Origin of the sequence: Roseovarius sp. BRH_c41 (genome assembly GCF_000961715.1) — a bacterium.
Lineage (GTDB): Bacteria > Pseudomonadota > Alphaproteobacteria > Rhodobacterales > Rhodobacteraceae > Roseovarius.
In genome coordinates, this window is sequence record NZ_LADY01000058.1 from 1 (window position 1) to 17,165 (window position 17,165).

Annotated in this window: 18 protein-coding genes; 12 read left to right on the forward strand and 6 right to left on the reverse strand. The window is 62.1% G+C overall.

Going from position 1 to position 17,165, the window contains the following annotated elements; translation table 11 throughout:
• The 10 genes from VR71_RS17510 to VR71_RS17555 form a co-directional block, all read left to right on the forward strand.
• Positions 1-160 (forward strand): head-tail adaptor protein (locus VR71_RS17510; RefSeq protein ID WP_045685957.1); only part of this gene is annotated, 160 nt, incomplete at its 5' end.
• Entirely contained in the window at positions 157-570 is a 414-nt protein-coding gene (locus VR71_RS17515) for a DUF3168 domain-containing protein (protein ID WP_045685958.1), read from the forward strand. The genes VR71_RS17510 and VR71_RS17515, both read left to right, overlap by 4 nt.
• Before the next feature lie 24 nt (positions 571-594).
• Positions 595-1,008: a phage major tail protein, TP901-1 family gene (locus VR71_RS17520; protein ID WP_045685959.1), complete on the forward strand. Its 414-nt coding sequence runs from the start codon at positions 595-597 to the stop codon at positions 1,006-1,008.
• Between the two features lie 5 nt (positions 1,009-1,013).
• Positions 1,014-1,337 carry a gene transfer agent family protein gene (locus tag VR71_RS17525; RefSeq protein WP_009818420.1) on the forward strand — a complete coding sequence of 108 codons (324 nt, stop codon included), beginning with the start codon at positions 1,014-1,016 and terminating at the stop codon, positions 1,335-1,337.
• The gene (locus tag VR71_RS17530) at positions 1,334-1,540 is read left to right on the forward strand and encodes a rcc01693 family protein (protein WP_045685960.1); all 207 of its coding nucleotides are present in this window, start codon (positions 1,334-1,336) and stop codon (positions 1,538-1,540) included. Before VR71_RS17525 ends, VR71_RS17530 begins: the two co-directional genes overlap by 4 nt.
• On the forward strand, positions 1,533-2,192 hold the full coding sequence (locus VR71_RS17535; RefSeq protein WP_045685961.1) for a phage tail tape measure protein: 660 nt from the start codon (positions 1,533-1,535) through the stop codon (positions 2,190-2,192). The genes VR71_RS17530 and VR71_RS17535 overlap by 8 nt, the downstream gene beginning before the upstream one ends.
• Before the next feature lie 13 nt (positions 2,193-2,205).
• On the forward strand, positions 2,206-2,838 hold the full coding sequence (locus tag VR71_RS17540) for a DUF2460 domain-containing protein (protein ID WP_045685962.1): 633 nt from the start codon (positions 2,206-2,208) through the stop codon (positions 2,836-2,838).
• Positions 2,835-3,710, forward strand: coding sequence for a DUF2163 domain-containing protein (locus VR71_RS17545; RefSeq protein ID WP_045685963.1), 876 nt, complete (start codon positions 2,835-2,837; stop codon positions 3,708-3,710). The genes VR71_RS17540 and VR71_RS17545 overlap by 4 nt, the downstream gene beginning before the upstream one ends.
• Positions 3,707-4,150, forward strand: coding sequence for an NlpC/P60 family protein (locus VR71_RS17550; protein WP_045685964.1), 444 nt, complete (start codon positions 3,707-3,709; stop codon positions 4,148-4,150). The genes VR71_RS17545 and VR71_RS17550 overlap by 4 nt, the downstream gene beginning before the upstream one ends.
• Before the next feature lie 3 nt (positions 4,151-4,153).
• On the forward strand, positions 4,154-8,158 hold the full coding sequence (locus VR71_RS17555) for a glycoside hydrolase/phage tail family protein (protein WP_045685965.1): 4,005 nt from the start codon (positions 4,154-4,156) through the stop codon (positions 8,156-8,158).
• 72 nt (positions 8,159-8,230) lie between these two features.
• Here VR71_RS17555 and VR71_RS25210 read toward each other — a convergent pair whose 3' ends face one another.
• From VR71_RS25210 to VR71_RS25215, 4 genes are all read right to left on the reverse strand, one after another.
• Positions 8,231-8,398 carry an adenylosuccinate lyase gene (locus tag VR71_RS25210; RefSeq protein WP_157046604.1) on the reverse strand — a complete coding sequence of 56 codons (168 nt, stop codon included), beginning with the start codon at positions 8,396-8,398 and terminating at the stop codon, positions 8,231-8,233.
• 34 nt (positions 8,399-8,432) lie between these two features.
• Entirely contained in the window at positions 8,433-9,740 is a 1,308-nt protein-coding gene (gene purB, locus VR71_RS17560; protein WP_009818428.1) for an adenylosuccinate lyase, read from the reverse strand.
• Between the two features lie 94 nt (positions 9,741-9,834).
• Positions 9,835-11,610 (reverse strand): hypothetical protein, encoded by a 1,776-nt coding sequence (locus VR71_RS17565; protein WP_045685966.1) that lies wholly within the window; start codon positions 11,608-11,610, stop codon positions 9,835-9,837.
• Between the two features lie 538 nt (positions 11,611-12,148).
• Positions 12,149-13,915, reverse strand: a complete 1,767-nt coding sequence (locus VR71_RS25215; protein ID WP_296430546.1) for a type I secretion protein — start codon at positions 13,913-13,915, stop codon at positions 12,149-12,151.
• A 391-nt stretch (positions 13,916-14,306) separates the two neighbouring features.
• On the opposite strand from VR71_RS25215, the gene VR71_RS17575 reads away from it, so the two are divergent.
• Together VR71_RS17575 and VR71_RS17580 are read left to right on the forward strand one after the other, a co-directional pair.
• Positions 14,307-14,750: a DUF6314 family protein gene (locus VR71_RS17575; RefSeq protein WP_009818431.1), complete on the forward strand. Its 444-nt coding sequence runs from the start codon at positions 14,307-14,309 to the stop codon at positions 14,748-14,750.
• A 9-nt stretch (positions 14,751-14,759) separates the two neighbouring features.
• Positions 14,760-15,497, forward strand: a complete 738-nt coding sequence (locus VR71_RS17580; protein WP_045685967.1) for a DUF3445 domain-containing protein — start codon at positions 14,760-14,762, stop codon at positions 15,495-15,497.
• A 41-nt stretch (positions 15,498-15,538) separates the two neighbouring features.
• Here the strand turns inward: VR71_RS17580 and VR71_RS17585 are convergent, their stop codons facing one another.
• Together VR71_RS17585 and VR71_RS17590 are read right to left on the reverse strand one after the other, a co-directional pair.
• The gene (locus VR71_RS17585) at positions 15,539-16,234 is read right to left on the reverse strand and encodes a hypothetical protein (RefSeq protein ID WP_045685968.1); all 696 of its coding nucleotides are present in this window, start codon (positions 16,232-16,234) and stop codon (positions 15,539-15,541) included.
• A gap of 86 nt (positions 16,235-16,320) precedes the next feature.
• Complete coding sequence (locus VR71_RS17590; RefSeq protein WP_009818434.1) at positions 16,321-17,106, reverse strand: lytic transglycosylase domain-containing protein; 786 nt, start codon at positions 17,104-17,106, stop codon at positions 16,321-16,323.
• Positions 17,107-17,165 lie beyond the last annotated feature (59 nt).

Consider the following 17,165-nt stretch of genomic DNA (forward strand, 5'->3'; position numbering starts at 1 on the left):
GATCACGGTGCGGGCAGCGCCACAGGGGGCGGCATCGCGGCCCGAGGCCGGGCAGCGGCTGCGCGATGGGGCGCGGATTTTCGCGATCCTGTCGGTGACGGAAGCCGATGGCGCGGGCCGATACCTGAGCCTCTGGGCGCAAGAGGAGGTGGTGCCATGAGTTATGCGTTGGCGGCGGGATTGCAGGCGGCGGTGTATCAGCGGCTGGTGCAGGATGCGGCGCTGAGCGCGTTGGTGGGCGGTGCGATCCATGACGCGGTGCCGCCCGGACGGGTGCCGCCGCTCTATGTCACGCTCGGCCCCGAGGAGGTGCGTGCGCGTGGCGATGGCTCTGCGGGCGGGGCTTGGCATCGGTTCACCGTCACGGTGGTGAGCGAAAGCGCCGGATTTCAACAGGCCAAGGCGGTGGCGGGTGCGGTCAGTGATGCGCTGGTGAATGCTGAATTGTCGCTGACACGCGGTCGTGTGACCAGTCTCAATTTCCTGCGTGCGCGCGCCCGGCGCGAAACGGGCGGTCAGGCGCGGCGGATCGACCTGACCTTTCAGGCGCGCGTCGATGAGGACGCGTAACCTTTAATCTCTGGAGTGACGACAATGGCGGTACAGAACGGCAAGGACCTGCTGGTCAAGATTGACCTCAATGGCAGCGGCAATTTTCAGACGGTTGCGGGGCTGCGGGCCACGCGGGTCAGTTTCAACGCCGAGAGCGTGGACGTGACCAGCCTCGAGTCCGCCGGGGGCTGGCGCGAGTTGCTGGCTGGGGCGGGTGTCAAATCCGCCAGTATCAGCGGTTCGGGCATTTTTCGCGATGCGACAAGCGATGCGCGGGCGCGGCAGATCTTCTTTGACGGGGAAATGCCGGATTTTCAGGTGGTGATCCCGGATTTTGGCACCATCGAGGGGCCGTTCCAAGTGACGGCGATCGAATATGGCGGCACCCATGATGGCGAGGCGACCTATGATCTGGCACTCGCCTCGGCGGGGCAGTTGACCTTTTCGGTGCTGTGATCGTGATGGCCAACCCCTGGGCAGGCGAGGTCGCGCTGGTGATCGGTGGTGAGCGGCAGGTGATGCGGCTGACGCTGGGGGCTTTGGCCGAGTTGGAGGCGGGGTTGAAGAGCGGCTCGCTGGTTGATCTGGTGATGCGGTTCGAGGGCGGCGCGTTTTCCACCCGCGATGTGCTGGCGTTGATCGTGGCGGGGCTGCGCGGCGGGGGCTGGCGCGGAACGGCGGCGGATTTGCTGAGCGCCGAGATCGAGGGCGGGCCGCTGGCAGCGGCGCGCGCCGCGGCGGCGCTCTTGGCGCGGGCCTTTGCCTTGCCTGAGGTGGGCGGGTGAGCGAGCGGTTTGATTGGCCCGCGTTGATGCGCGCGGGGATGCAGGGACTTGGACTCAAACCGGCGGAGTTTTGGGCGCTGACCCCGATGGAATTGCGCCTGATGCTGGGTGAGCGGCAGGGCGTTCAGCCGTTGGCGCGCGACGGGCTTGAGGCGCTGTTGCGCGCCTTTCCCGACACAGAAGGAGAGATGAGAGATGGATGAGCTGGAGCGGGTGGATGAGCTTGAGGCGCAGATTGAAGCGCTGGATGACGCGATGGGGCAGGCGACGGGGATGGCGGCGGCCTTTGGCGCGGAACTGGCGCGGGTAAAGGGCGGCTTTGCCAGCGCGGGACAGGATGTGCAATCGCTGGAGCGGGGGCTGAGCCGGGGATTGCGCGGGGCCATACGCGGCGCGGTGGTTGATGGCGATAGCCTGTCCGACAGTTTGCGGCGGTTGGCCTTGAGCATGGTCAATACCGCCTTCAACGATGCGACACGTCCGGTGACAGATCAACTGGGTGGGCTGATTTCGCAGGGCATCGGCAGCCTGGTGGGCGGGCTTTTCCCCTTTGCCAAAGGCGCGTCGTTTTCGCAGGGCCGGGTGCAGCCCTTTGCCAGTGGTGGCGTCGTGACTGGTCCGGTCACGTTTCCGATGCGGGGCGGCACCGGGTTGATGGGCGAGGCGGGGCCGGAGGCGATCATGCCGCTGAGCCGTGGTCCCGATGGGCGTTTGGGCGTGCGCGCACAGGGCGGTGGGGGCGTCAGCGTGGTGATGAATATCCAGACGCCCGATGCCGAGGGGTTCCGCCGCTCTCAGGGGCAGATCGCGGCGCAGCTGGGTCGCGTGATCGGGCGCGGCGGGCGCAATCGTTGATAAGGAGCGGGACATGGGATTTCACGAGGTCAGATTTCCGGCGAGCCTGAGTTTCGGCTCGCTTGGCGGGCCGGAGCGGTTGACGGATATCGTCACGCTCGCCAATGGGTTTGAAGAGCGCAACACGCCTTGGGCGCAGGCGCGCAGGCGGTATGACGCGGGCGTGGCGCTTCGGTCGCTCGACGATATCGAGGCGCTGATCGCGTTTTTCGAGGCGCGGCGTGGGCAACTATTCGGGTTTCGCTGGAAGGACTGGACCGATTTCAAATCGGGCCGGGCCAAGGCCGCGCCAGATTACCGGGATCAGGAGATCGGGGTGGGGGATGACGCGACGGTCGCCTTTCAACTGCTGAAAACCTATCGGTCTGGCGATGAGGTTGCGCTGCGGCCCATCGTGAAGCCGGTCAAGGGCACGGTGCGCATGGGCCTTGATAATGTCGAGATGCAAGAGGGCGTACATTACGAGGTCGATAGTTTCACTGGCATCGTCACGTTTTCTGAGCCGCCCAATCGCGGCGTGCCGGTCACGGCGGGCTATGAATTTGACGTGCCGGTGCGGTTTGATACGGATCGCATTCAAACCAGCCTTGCCAGTTTTCAAGCAGGCGAGGTGCCGAATGTGCCAGTCGTGGAGATCCGGGTATGAGCGGGCTTTTGGAGCATCTCAAAACCGGTGTCACCACGACCTGCCGGTGTTGGGCGCTGACGCGGCGCGACGGGGTGGTGATGGGGTTTACCGATCACGACCGGCTGTTGACCTTTGAGGGCGTGGCGTTTCGCCCGGATACCGGGCTGAGTGCGCTGGCGGTGCAGCAGACAACGGGGCTGTCGGTGGACAATACCGAAGCCTTGGGTGCGCTGAACGATGCGGCCATTCGCGAGGCGGATATCGAGGCCGGGCGCTATGATGGGGCGGAGTTGCGGGCTTGGCTGGTGAATTGGCAGGACGTGGCAGCGCGCCGCCTGATCTTTCGCGGCACGATGGGCGAGTTGCGTCGCGCCGGCGGGGCGTTTGAGGCCGAGTTGCGCGGGCTGACCGATGCGCTCAACGTACCGTTGGGGCGGGTCTATCAAAAGGCGTGCAGCGCCATTCTGGGGGATCGCGATTGCAGCTTTGATCTGGATACGCCGGGGTATGTTGCGGAGCCTCCCGCCGAGAAGGTGGAGGAAAACCGCGTGTTTCGCTTTGCCGAGATGGGCGGGTTTGCCGAGGACTGGTTTCGGCATGGGGTGATCCGGGTTTTGAGCGGAGCGGCGGCGGGACTGATCGGATTGATCAAGCGCGACCGCAGTGAGGGCGCGGGGCGGGTGATCGAGCTGTGGCATCCCTTGGGGGCTGCGGTCACGCCGGGCGATGCGCTGCGGATCGAGGCAGGGTGCGACAAGCGCATGACGACCTGTCAGTTCAAGTTTGACAACCTGCTGAATTATCAGGGGTTTCCGGATATTCCCGGCGATGACTGGACGATCACGGATCCCACCAAGTCCCCGCGTCTGGATGGCGGGAGCCGCAGATGAGCGAGCAGGGGGCGCGGATTGTTGCGGCCGCGCGCGGCTGGATCGGCACGCCGTATCGGCATCAGGCGGCCTGTCGTGGAGCGGGCTGCGATTGTCTGGGTTTGGTGCGGGGGCTGTGGCGCGAGATCAAGGGTGCTGAGCCGGAACGCCCGCCCGCCTATTCGATGGATTGGTCTGAACCGGCGCGGCAAGAGGCGCTGTGGCAGGCCGCGGCGCGGCACTTTCTGGCTAAGGATTTGGCCCAAGAGGCGGTCGGCGATGTGATCCTCTTTCGCATGCGCGAAGGGTCGGTTGCCAAGCATCTGGGCGTGGTCGCGGAACTGGGCGCGCACGCAAGTTTCATTCACGCCTATTCGGGGCATGGCGTGGTCGAAACCGCGCTCAGCGCGCCCTGGCGGCGGCGCATCGTGGCGCGATTTGCATTTCCCGAGGAGGGCTGAGCCATGGCAACCATTCTGTTATCCGCCGCAGGGGCCGCGATTGGCGGGGCGGTGGGGGGCACAGCGCTTGGCCTCTCGTCGGTGGCGATCGGGCGCTTTGCCGGGGCGGTCATTGGCCGCTCGATTGATCAGCGGTTGCTGGGACAGGGATCGGAGGTGGTCGAGACGGGGCGCGTGAACCGTCTGCGCCTGACGGGCGCGGGCGAGGGCGATGCAATTCCGCAGGTTTACGGGCGTATGCGCGTGGGCGGGCAGGTGATCTGGGCCACCGAGTTTCGCGAGACTGTGACCGTGACGCAGGGTAACGGAGGCGGTAAGGGCACGCCGCGCGCCGCCACGCCTGACACGCGGGCGATCAGCTATTCGGTGAGCCTTGCGCTGGCGCTCTGCGAGGGCGAGATCACCCGCGTGGCGCGCGTCTGGGCGGACGGGACTGAGGTCGCCCCCGCAAGCCTCAACATGCAGGTCTACAAGGGCACGCGCGGTCAATTGCCCGATCCCCGGATCGAGGCGGTGGAGGGGGCAGGCACCGTGCCTGCCTATCGCGGCACCGCCTATGTGGTGATCGAGGATCTGGACATAAGCCAATTCGGCAATCGCGTGCCGCAGTTCAGTTTCGAGGTGTGTCGTCCGTCGCAGGTGGGCAGCCCGGGCGCTGATCTTGATCCGGTGCGGGCGGTGCGGGGTGTGGCGATGCTGCCCGGCACGGGCGAATATGCGCTGGCCACGACGCCGGTCACGATGAATTTTGGCCTGGGCGCAAACGGGATTGCCAATATCAACAGCCCCTCCGGGCGCGCCGATATGACCACGTCCTTGGAGGCGTTGGTTGAGGAACTGCCGGGCTGTCGGGCCACCTCGTTGATCGTGAGCTGGTTCGGGGACGATCTGCGCTGTGGGGTTTGCCAGATCAGGCCACGGGTGGAGCAAAAGCAATTCGAGGCGTCGAACATGCCGTGGCAGGTCGCGAGCCTGAGCCGTGCGCAGGCGGGCGAGGTGCCAAAGGATGCGCAGGGCCGCGAGGTCTATGGTGGCACGCCGACCGATCAGGCGGTGATCGAGGCCATTTTGGCGCTGCAACAAGCGGGGCAAGAGGTGCTCTATTACCCCTTCATCCTGATGGAGCAGATGCCGGGCAACGGCCTGCCCGATCCATGGAGCGAGGCCGAGGATCAGGCGGTTTTGCCGTGGCGTGGGCGTATCACGACCTCCAAGGCGCCGGGGCAGGCAGGCAGCCCCGATGGCATGCCAGAGGCCGAAGCGGAGGTGGTGGCATTTTTCGGCACGGCGCGGGCGGCGGATTTCACCGTGACACCGATTGCGGCGCAGGTGGAGGAAGACCCCGGCACTGGTGCGGTGGATATCCTGAGCTTTGGTGGCGCGGTGAAGCGCAGCCCGGTGACCTATCACGGGCCGGATGAGTGGTCCTATCGCCGCTTTATCCTGCATCAAGCGGCGCTCTGTGCCGCTGTGGGCGGGGTCGAAAGCTTTTGCATCGGGTCGGAAATGCGCAGCCTCACGCAGATCCGGGGGGCGGATCACAGCTTTCCGGCGGTGGCGCAGTTGATTGCCTTGGCGGCGGAGGTGCGGGCCTTGCTGGGGCCGGAGGTCAAGATCAGCTATGCTGCGGATTGGTCGGAATATTTTGGCTATCAGCCGGGCGACGGCGACCGGTTCTTTCACCTCGATCCTCTGTGGGCGGATGCCAATATCGACTTTGTCGGTATCGACAACTACATGCCGCTCAGCGATTGGCGCGAGGGGGATGAGCACCTTGACGCGCGCGACTGGCCGTCGATCTATGGTCTGGACTATCTGCAGGCCAACATCGAGGGGGGTGAGGGCTATGACTGGTTTTACCCCACGTCAGAGGCGCGCGCGGCGCAACGCCGGGTGCCGATCACCGATGACGCGTTCGGTGAGCCGTGGATCTGGCGGTTCAAGGATCTGCGGGGCTGGTGGGAAAACCGGCATTTCGAGCGGGTGGGAGGCCTGCGCGCGCCGGAGCCAACCGCATGGGTGCCGCAATCGAAGCCGATCCGGTTTACCGAATATGGCTGTGCGGCGGTGGACAAGGGCACCAATCAGCCCAACAAGTTCCTTGATCCTAAATCATCGGAGTCAAGCCTGCCGCGCCAGTCCACGGGGCAGCGCGATGAGCTGATCCAGTTGCAATATCTGCGGGCCATGGCGGGCTATTGGAGCGATCCTGTCCACAATCCTCTCTCGGAGGAGTTCGACGGACGGATGCTTGATATGGATCACGCCTATGTCTGGGCTTGGGATGCGCGGCCTTATCCCTATTTTCCCGGCAATCTCGACCTCTGGTCGGATGGTGCGAATTATGCGCGGGGGCATTGGATCAATGGCCGTGTGAGCGGGTGGCGGCTGGCGGATGTGATTGGCGAAGTGGCGGCGCGCGCCGGTGTGCGTGACCTTGAGACAAGCCGCGCCGAGGGGTTCTTGCGGGGCTATCTTGTGGATCAGGTCAGCGAGGCGCGCGCCACGTTGCAGCCTTTGATGCTGGCCTATGGTCTCGATGCGATCGAGCGGGATGGAGTGCTGCAATTTCGGGCTCGTAACGGACGGGTGGACCATAGGATTGATCTTGATCTGGTGGTGCGTGATCCGGAATTGGGCGGCATCATAGAGGAATTGCGTGGCAATGATCTGGAACTGGCGGGCCGGGTGCGGCTGCGGTTTCTGGAGGCGGATGCCGATTATGAGGCAATTTCCGAAGAGGCAATCTTGCCTGATGAGGCCACACATGCGGTGGCGGCCTCGGAGATGCCGCTGGCATTGACGCGGGCCGAGGGACGGCAGGTGGTGGAGCGGTGGCTCTCAGAGGCGCTGGTGTCGATTGATACGCTGCGCCTGACCCTGCCGCCTTCGCAATTGGCCGCCGGGGTGGGCGATGTGATTATGCTGCCCAAGGGCGCGGGCGGTGCGCGGTTTCGCATCGACCGGGTAGAGCAGATGGGCAATGCGCAGCGCGTCGATGCGGTGCGGATCGACCCCGAGAGCTATCGGCCCATTCTGATCGAGGACAATCCGGCGCGGCTGCGCCCGTTTGTGGCACCGGGGCCGGTGACGCCGCTTTTCCTCGATCTGCCGCTCTTGACCGGCGAGGAGGTGCCGCATGCGCCGCATATCGCAATGCTGGGCAATCCATGGCCCGGAACGGCGGCGGTCTATTCCTCCGCTGAGGATGCCAATTACCGGCTCAACGCATTGATTGCCGCGCGCAGCACGGTGGGGGTGACGCAAATACCGCTCTTGCCCGCGCCCATGGGGCGGATCGACCGGGGCGATGGGCTATTCGTGCGGATGCGGTTTGGGACGCTGGAGAGCGTGGGCGATGCGGCGCTGCTGAATGGCGGCAATCTCTGCGCCATTGGCGATGGCACGCCGGGGGGATGGGAAGTTTTGCAGTTCCGCGATGCCGAATTGGTGGCGCCCGAGACCTATATTCTGCGCCACCGGCTGCGGGGGCAGTTGGGCACGGAAAGGGCGGGCGATGGCGTCTGGCCTGCGGGGTCTTTTTTTGTTCGGCTCAACGGTGTGCCGCAGCAGATCGAGTTGACCGAGTCGCAGCGCGGACAGGCGCTGCATTACCGGATCGGGCCGGGCGGACGGCCGGTGGATGATCCGAGTTTTGCACATGCTGTGATTGCCTTTGACGGGGTGGGTCTGCGCCCCTATGCGCCGGTGCATCTGCGGGTTGTCGAGGCGGGGGGGGATTTGGCCGTGACCTGGATCAGGCGGACGCGGATCGGCGGAGATCGTTGGGATACGCCTGATGTGCCGCTTGGCGAGGAGAGCGAGCGCTATCTCTTGCGGGTGACGCGGGGGGCGCAGGTCTTGCGCGAGGTCATTCTTGATCGTCCCGACTGGATCTATCCGGCAGCGGCGCGCGAGGCCGACGGGCCGGACGCGGGCAAGCAGATCGACGTGGCGCAGATGTCGGCAAGTTTCGGGATTGGCACATTCGCAACCCGCGATCTCTGAGGCGCGCGCGGCCCAGTTGAGTATTTAGAGCACGGTGAAGCAGGGGCGGGCAGTGATCCCGCCCCGTTACCATCAGCTAGAAGTTTGCGGCACGCAGCTATTGGTCGCCGCGTCCCATGCGGTGCCTGCAACGCAGGAAATCGCCTGTTTCTGTTTGTCGTAGTCACAGCCCCCGGTGGCCAAGGCGAGGCTGGGTGTGACGACAAGCGCAAGGGCGGCCAATCCGAATTTCAACTTCATCATATGTCTCCCTGTTGGACAGGCGATAAGGCTATCATGATTCCCCGAAAACCCGGGCAAAAATCGTATTCACATGCTTGGTGTGATAGCCCAAGTCGAATTTTTCATCAATTTCCGCCGGGCTGAGGGCGGCTGTGACCTCTGCATCATTCAGCAACTCGGTTTTGAAATCGCAGCCGGTTTCCCAGACCTTGAGCGCGTTGCGTTGCACGAGGCGATAGGCATCCTCGCGGCTCACGCCGGCTTGGGTCAGGGCGAGGAGGACGCGCTGCGACATCACGAGGCCGGGAAACTTGTTCATATTGGCCATCATGTTCTCAGGGTAGACCAAGAGTTTGTCGATCACATTGGTCAGCCGCGCGAGGGCGAAATCAAGGGTGATGGTGGCATCCGGACCGATCATGCGCTCGACAGAGCTGTGCGAGATGTCGCGCTCGTGCCAGAGGGCCACGTTTTCCATGGCGGGCACAACCGTCATGCGCACAAGACGGGCAAGGCCGGTGAGGTTCTCGGTCAGCACCGGGTTTTTCTTGTGCGGCATGGCGGACGAGCCTTTTTGCCCCATCGAGAAAAACTCGGCGGCTTCCAGCACTTCGGTGCGTTGCATGTGGCGGATTTCGATGGCGACATTTTCGATGCTGCTGGCGACGACGCCAAGTGCTGCAAAGAACGCCGCGTGGCGGTCGCGCGGGATCACTTGGGTGCTGATCGGCTCGGGTGTCAGGCCAAGCTGGGCGCAGACATGCTCCTCGACGCGTGGATCGACATTGGCAAATGTGCCGACGGCACCGGAAATCGCACCTGTCGCGATCTCTTCTCGGGCGGTGTGCAGGCGGCGCAGGTTGCGCTGCATCTCGGCATAGAAGCGGGCAAAGGTCAGGCCCATGGTGGTGGGCTCTGCGTGGATGCCATGGCTGCGCCCGATGCGCAGCGTGTCCTTATGCTCATAGGCGCGGCGCTTGAGCGCGGTCAACAGCCCCTCCATATCCGCGATCAGGAGATCGGCAGCGCGGGTGAGTTGGACATTGAAACAGGTGTCGAGCACATCCGAAGATGTCATGCCCTGATGCACGAAGCGGGCCTCGTCAGAGCCTACATGCTCGGCCAAATGGGTGAGAAAGGCGATGACGTCATGCTTGGTCTCGGCCTCGATCTCGTCGATGCGGGCGACGTTGAACTCCACCTCCCTGGCTTTCCAGACCGCCTGCGCATTCGCGCGCGGGATCACACCCAGATCGGCCATGGCGTCGCAGGCATGCGCCTCAATTTCGAACCAGATGCGGAATTTGGTGGCGGGTTCCCAGATGGCGACCATGTCGGGGCGGGAATAGCGGGGAATCATGCGGCGATCCTTGATCTGTCGGAAATGAGGGTTCGTCGCGCTTGTAATGCGTGCAGAGGAGGGCGGCAACCCGCGCCGCTCTGTCGTGACTGGATCAGGCCGCGAGCAACAGGATAGGCAAAAAGGCAAGCGCCAATGCGCCAAAGCCGAAGTCACCGCCGCCGCCGCTGTCATCGTCGGAAATGGCTGCTTGTTCTGGTCCTTCGCTCTGGTCTTCGGTTGCGGGCAAAGTGGGGATCAAGCTGTCATCGGCATCCGGCGACGTGCCATTGGCCTGCACGACATCCGAGGGGTTGAGGGTATTTTCAGGCGTCTCCGCGTCCATGAAATCGGGGATTTCTGTGGCGTCTTGGGTCAGGTTGGCGAATTCTGCCGTAAAGGTCGGATTGTGCATCTCGATCATCAGAATTTCATAGGGCGCGAGATCGGCGATGAGGATACCATCCTCGATCAAGTCGTTCGGGTTCTCTTCGGTCACGACCGGCTCTGCGGTTGACAGGCTGGGGTTCTCGCCGTCGGCCACGCCCAGGCGCGTGATGGAAACATCTCCCAGATCCCGGAGGATATTCATGAAATCCACAACTTCCTGGCTCGATTCATCGCTGGTGGAGGCAATGAAGGTCACCATCCGGTCCGGCGAAAAGAAAACGTGCACATCAGCGGTTTCGCCGGAGACCTCTGTCTCGCGGCCCACGCTCTCGGCCAGCGCAAGCGGGCGGGTGCCGGGCAGTGTCTCTTGCATCATGCGGAACATTTCGCCGGGAACGCGGATATCGCCTTCGCCCTCACCATCGGCCAAGCCGGTGCGACTGTTCATCTGCAGTGGCCAGACATGGGCGGCGTCCACGCCCCCCCAAGAGAACGCTTCGAGGACGTTCAGCATCTCATGCGCTTGTTTCAGCCCGAAATCCGACTCTTCATCCTCGGAGACACTTCGTTTCAGGTTCCATTCCGTCGCGTAGATATCAAGGTCCGGCATTTCTTCGAGCCAAGTGTCCTGAATTTGCGAAAGTTCGAAATAGCGGCTGCCCGGCGTGTCGATCCCTTTGGAGTAAATATGCCCGACCACACCGTCGATTGCCTCGTGCTCGGTGGTCGTGTCGAATTCGCTCATGATGATCGCATTGGCAACTTTGGTCCAAGCGACGTTGCCGGACGAATAGATATACTCTTCGGCGGAAAGGTTCAGGCCGTGGATTTCGTTCAGCGACGCCAATTGCTCTTCGGGTGTGCCAGAAAAAGTCCGTGAGAGACTGTCAGCTCCGTAGTTCATGCCCATCTGAATGAGAACGTCGGTTTCGGAGAATCGTTCCGCTTCGGGATGGCTGGTCATCTCGTCCTTGACGATGACGGCCATATCGGCGGCAAGACGCCCGTACTCAAAGGTATTCATGCCGCCGCTGCCCCAGTATTCGTTGCCGAGCTCGATGGCTTGAATGTCAGGCGAGCCATAACGTCCGTCGAATACGTCCCGCAGAAACCCGCGCAATGCCTGCTCGTCGATTTCGGGCAGGCGATTGCCTTGGGCATCCACCTCGTCGCTCAACAAGCTACGGGTTGGCAGAACGATGGTCACCGAAATCCCTTCATCCTCGGCAAAGCCAAGGGCATCGCTTATCGCCAGAAATGGTTTCTCTTCGCCGGTCAGGTTGTCGATGGCAAAGTCTCTGTCGGGATTGTTGATGTCGAAGTAATATTCCGTGAGGCTGCCACCCGGATAACGCAGATGTTCGACGCCAAGCGTGCGGACCACATCGTCAAATGTGCCCTCTGAGCCGACCCGGTCCTTGATGCCCAGAATGTTCGCACCGAAATGCGCCTGCGAAAAGGCCGTGTCGGATAAGGACCCTGCTGAAAGTGTAAATGGCATCGCAACCCCGGCATCCTAAAGACCGCAATAGGGGGGCGCCGTTCACCTTTGACGGGTGGTTCGAACCTTGGTGGCGTAGACCCCTACTTGCCAAGGAATTTCTAAGGAAAACAGAGATTTATGATACTATTCAGCCGGATAGCCCATGCTTCCGTATAGGGTGTTAACCATGTCTCAAATCTTGGTCTGGAAGTTGCAGTTTCTGACCCGGTTTCATCCTTGGACTGTGAGGCAGTAAGACTCGATCCTGGCAAATATGGATGAAAAACAATGGGCTATTTGAGATGATGCAAATTGGATAATGGTAAATTCGGCAAAGGTTTTCGCAGAGGTCTCAACGCGGCAAAGTAGCACGGGGCTCGATCAGAGGTCGGGCCCATGTTGACGCATCCGGTTTGAGGGCGGTCAGTCTGGGCGACTCGGGTGCAGGACCACTCTGCGGGCGGAGAGTCGAGCAATGGTTTGACGCACATCCCCTAGGCGGGCGCAACGCCGCTGGCGTTTGCATGCGACCATGACTTGTCCCGTGCGTTAAGCGTTAAGCGACAAGAAGCAAAAGCGGAAGCAAGGCCAAAGCGATTGCGCCGAACCCAAACTCAAGACCGCCTCCGTGTTCCTCGGGAGCGGGCTCTGGGTCCGCGTCCAGCGGCTCGTCCTCGGGGGGGGCCGGCAGGGTCGGGGGCAGTTCGGGATCTTCATCCGTTTCAGCGGGAGGGGGCGCGGTGTCCCCCAAAGGTTCATCCGGGTCCGGATCAGCCCCTTGCGTGATCTCTGGAATGACGGGCAGGGTTGCGGCCAGCGCCTCCACAGGGGACGAATAGGTCGGATTGGACATTTCGATCATCAGTATCTCGTGGGGTGCGAGATCGGCGATGAGAATTCCGTCCTCGATCAGGTCTGCCGGGTTTTCTTGGGTCACCGAGGGAGCGGCCGCCGAGTGTGTGGGAGACTCGCCCTCGGCCACCCCGAGGCGGGTTATCGTAACTTCACCCATAGTCGTGACCAGATCTGAAAAATCCACGGTCTCTTGGCTTGCTGTGTCGCTTGTGGAGGCCAGAAATGTCACCAGCCGATCCGGGGCATAGAATACATGGGCATCGGCGGTTTCGTCCTCTATCTCGGTCTCGCGCCCTTGGCTGTCGGTAAGCGTCAAGGGGCGCATGCCGGGCAATGTCTGTTCCATCAGGCGGAACATTTCGCCGGGCACGCGGATATCGCCATCGGTATTTGCGAGGCCGGTGCGGCTGTCCATCTGGAGGGGCCAGACATCGGCGGCGTCAACACTGCCCCAGGCAAATGCCTCCATCAGATTGAGCATTTCATGCGCCTGCCTGAGGCCAAATTCGATCTCGTTCTCTTCGGACACGCTGCGCTTCAGGTTCCATTCGGAAATATAGATGTCGAGTTCCGGGAATTCTTCGCCCCAGGTGTCGGATATCTGCGACAGTTCGAAATAGCGACTGTTTGGGGCGTCGGCCCCTTTGGAATAAATATGTCCTACGACGGCGTCGATGGCGTCTTGCTCTGCGGCTGTGTCGAATTCGTTGACGATAATGGCGTTGGCCACCTTGGCCCAAGCGACATTGCCAGAGGAATAGAGATAGACATCTGGCGCAAGGGTCAGCCCGTAGGTCTCGTTCAAGGCAGCCAGTTGCTCTTGGCCCGAGCCATCAAAGCTGTCGGAGAGGCTGGCGGAGCCATAGTTCAAACCCATCTGGACGAGCACATCTGTTTCGGTGAACAGCTCTGCATTCGGGTGGGCTGTCATCTCTTCGTTGACGATGACGGCCATGTCTGCGGCCAGACGTCCGTATTCGAACGAGTTCATCTCACCGCTGCCCCAGTATTCGCTCCCGAGCTCAATGGCCTGCAAATCCGGCGAACCGAATTTTCCGTCGAACAGATCGCGCAGAAATCCGCGGAGCGTTTCCTCGTCAATGTCCGGCAGACGGTTGCCGTGAGCGTCGACCTCTTCGCCGATAAATATACGCGTGGGAAGAACCAGTGTCATTCCAAGCCCCTGAGTCTCGGCAAAGCCAAAGATCTCGCTGATGGGCATGATCTCGACCTTTTCGCCGGTCGTGTGGCTGGTCGCGATCGCGCTGTCGGGGTTGGTGAGGCTAAAGTGATCTTCGGTCAGACTGCCGCCGGGATAGCGGAGGTGATCCACCGAGAGGTGGTCGACGACATCATCAAAGGTGCCGTCCTCGCCAATGCGATCCCGAAGACCCAGAACATTCGCGCCAAAATGCGCCTCAGAATAGGTCTCGTCGGATAATGATTTCGCCTTGAGCTGAAAACTCATGGTGACTTCCTCCAACTGTCAGATGTCAGCGGACGTGAGGCAAATTCCCGGTTGCCTCGCACAATCTGCGCGGGACACGCGTCAGCCTTTTGACCCGTCAGATTTAGTCAAAACGTGGAAAATGGACTATTATCCGGGGGGATAGCCTATTCAGAGGAATAGGTCGGCCCGGCGCGAACAGACTTTTGTTCCGGTTTGGGTTGTGGATTGACATGGGCCTAAGGGTATTGGAAGCGTTCACGTCAGAAATCCGCACGTGTGGCCCTCAGCCACAGATGTCTTGTCCTGTGGGTGGTTGGGTGAGTTTGCGCCTGGGGCCAGACTTGTCCCCGTCAATGCGGCCTTTACGGTCTGGCTTGCGAATCGTGCTGCGCTGTCGCAGGGGTGACATATGAGAAAATCTGTCATCCTGAACGATTTTGAAGGTGTCTGGCTGATCGAGCGGGATATCCGGCATGCGGATGGCACGACAGCGCAGTTCACGGGGCGCGCGGTCTGGCGGCCTGATGCAGCAGGGGCTCTGGCCTATCACGAGTCCGGGCAGATGCTGCTTGCCAGTGGTCTGCGTTTCGAAGGCGAGCGCCGCTATGTCTGGACCCACGACCTCTCGGTTTGGTTCGCGGATGGCCGGTTTTTTCATAGCGTGCCCGCATCGGGGGGAGACACCCGGCATTGGTGCGACCCGGATCAGTATGAGGGACATTATGATTTTACCGAATGGCCCGCGTTCAGGGTCACGTGGCACGTGCGTGGGCCGCGCAAGGATTACCGGATGGTGACGCGCTATCGCCGGTCGGATGATTTAGCGGATGCAGCCCATGGGGTGCTTGGCTAAAGTCCTGCCATGACAGAGATTCTCCAGACCCGACTGCCCTATGATCCGGAAGGGCCACATGCCTTGCCGGGGATTTCTCCGCTCGACATGGCCGATTGGCTTTTGGTTGATGAGGCCTTCTCGGGCCAAATGGCAGAACGGGCGCGTTTGCTCGCCGCCGCGCGCGCAGAGGTGCTCGCGGTCACTGAAGGGGCTGATCCTGCCGCGTCGGAGCTATTGCAGTTTGTGTTGGACTGGCTGGGTCAATATGCTCAAGGCTACGAGATTTCTGCACAGCATGTGCGCCGCCCGGATGGCGTGGTGGTGCCGATTGATCGCCGCGACCCGATGGGCACGCTGGGGCATCTGGTGCAAGAGGATCTGTGCATCATGGAGCGGCGTGGCGATGAGCATGTGCTCACGGCGGCGGTGCTGTGCTTTCCGGCGAGTTGGCATTTGGCGGATAAGATTGGCCGTCCGTTGACGGCAATTCATGTGCCGGTCAAGGCCTATGATGAGGGGCTCGCGCGTCGGGTTCAACGGCTCTTTGACGGGGTGCAAGCCGGGCGACCGCTCTGGCGGTTTAACGCGCTGCGCTATGCCGATGCGACGTTGCATCAGCCACGGGCGCGTGTGCAGCCCAGTGCCAGTGCCGATTACCCCTATTTGCGCAGTGAGCGGCAATGCGTGTTGCGGCTTCCTGCAACGCGGGCCTGCGTGTTTTCGATTCACACCTACATCCTGTCCCGCCGCACGGTCGAGGTGTGACGGCGCAGGCGCGGCGCGCGGGGGCTGCCCTTGGGTGTTGTCTAGCTGAAGAGCGGCTGCGCCTCGCGTAGGGTGGTATACGTCAGCAGTGCCGCGCCGAGGGGGGGCACATGCAGGAAGAGAGTGAGGCCAAAGGTTATAATCGTCAGCCGCATGGGAACCGAGACACCGGGAAGGGCCAACTGAGCCTCTTCGGCCTCGGGAGGAGTGCGGTCTGGCTTCGGCCTGAGTTCTGTCTCAGGGTCTTCGCGTTTGCGCCTGACCGGAGATTTCCCCACACCATGGGCTGGACGGCGTGTGCGGGCGGCATCGCCCGCGCAGCCCGCCAGCAGCTCGAAGGTCATGTCAAGAAGGGTGCTTCCAACGGGGCGGTTGGCCGCCCCATGCAGAACCGCGTCAAACGGCAGATAGCTGCGCACCCGCTCGACCAGCCGTCGCGTCAGCATCTCATAGGCTTCGGGGTCAAGATGACCGTCGCGCTTGGTGTTGCGCGGACCGACTGCCAGCACCAGATAGCTCGGCCGGTCCTCGGTCGCGGCAGGTAGCCAGCCGAGCGCTATGCGCACGGCGTCCCGGTCGATCAGCGCGATGTCTTCGCCATCCCACGTCAAGCGGCGCAGCTGCGGCGCAAGGCGTTGGGATGCGATGTCAAATTCCTCGACAATGTCCGGAAAGGCCATTTCCGGCGGGTCGAAAAATTCCAATGCGGCAATCTGGCCGAAACTCTGTCTGCTCATTTCATGCCCCGTTCTTGAGAGGGTTCAGATGAAACCGGACATACTTGGCACGTTTACAGTGAGAGAGGGGAGAGCGCGACAGCGCGTCACCCGCCATCAATTTGCGCTGCCATGAGGGCAATCGCCTGTTGGTAGACACTTGCAGCGTTCCATTGTTGGATGACTGCGAAATTGGGTTGGCCTTCCTGATATCCCTGACCGGGTTGCCAGCCCTTTTGGCGCAGGAAATTGGCCGTGGAGGCCAGCGCGTCGGTGAGGTTGTAGAAATCAACCCGGCCATCGCCGTTGGCGTCGACACCGTAGCGTAGCGCATTGCCCGGCAAAAACTGTGTGTGACCGAGTTCGCCGTGTTTCGCCCCTTTGGTCTGAGCCGTGATCGCGCCCTGATCAACGAGCTGTAGCGCGCCAAGGGCATGCGGTCGAAAAAAGTCCGAACGTCGGCAATCATAGGTCAGCGTCACGATCGCCGCGACCACGGCACTATCGCCCATAAAGCCGCCAAAACCGGTTTCCATCCCATGAATGGCAATCAGAACACCGGCTGGCACGCCATATTGCCGTTCCAGCGCGTCGTAAAAGGCGGCGTCATTCACGCGTCGTTTGCGGCCCTGTGCCACAATGGTCGGACCGCCACGCACCTGCAGGAACTTCTCAAGACTGTACTTGAAACTCTTCTGGTTGCGATCGGCCGCGATGGTACTGCTGGCATATTGTGAGCTTGCCAATGCGTCGAGACCGCGTTGCCCCACGCCTTCGGCGGCGGCTTCTCTGGCAAAGGCAGCCTTCCATGCGGAAAACCCGTCAGCGCTGTTGCCGCAAGGCGCCGCCGCTGCACCGGTCGCGGCAAGGCTCAGCCAAAGACCAAGTGCCATAGGCCGCAGTCGGCGGTTATCAGTGTTCAACATTACAAATCTCCCGTAAAACAGCTTTC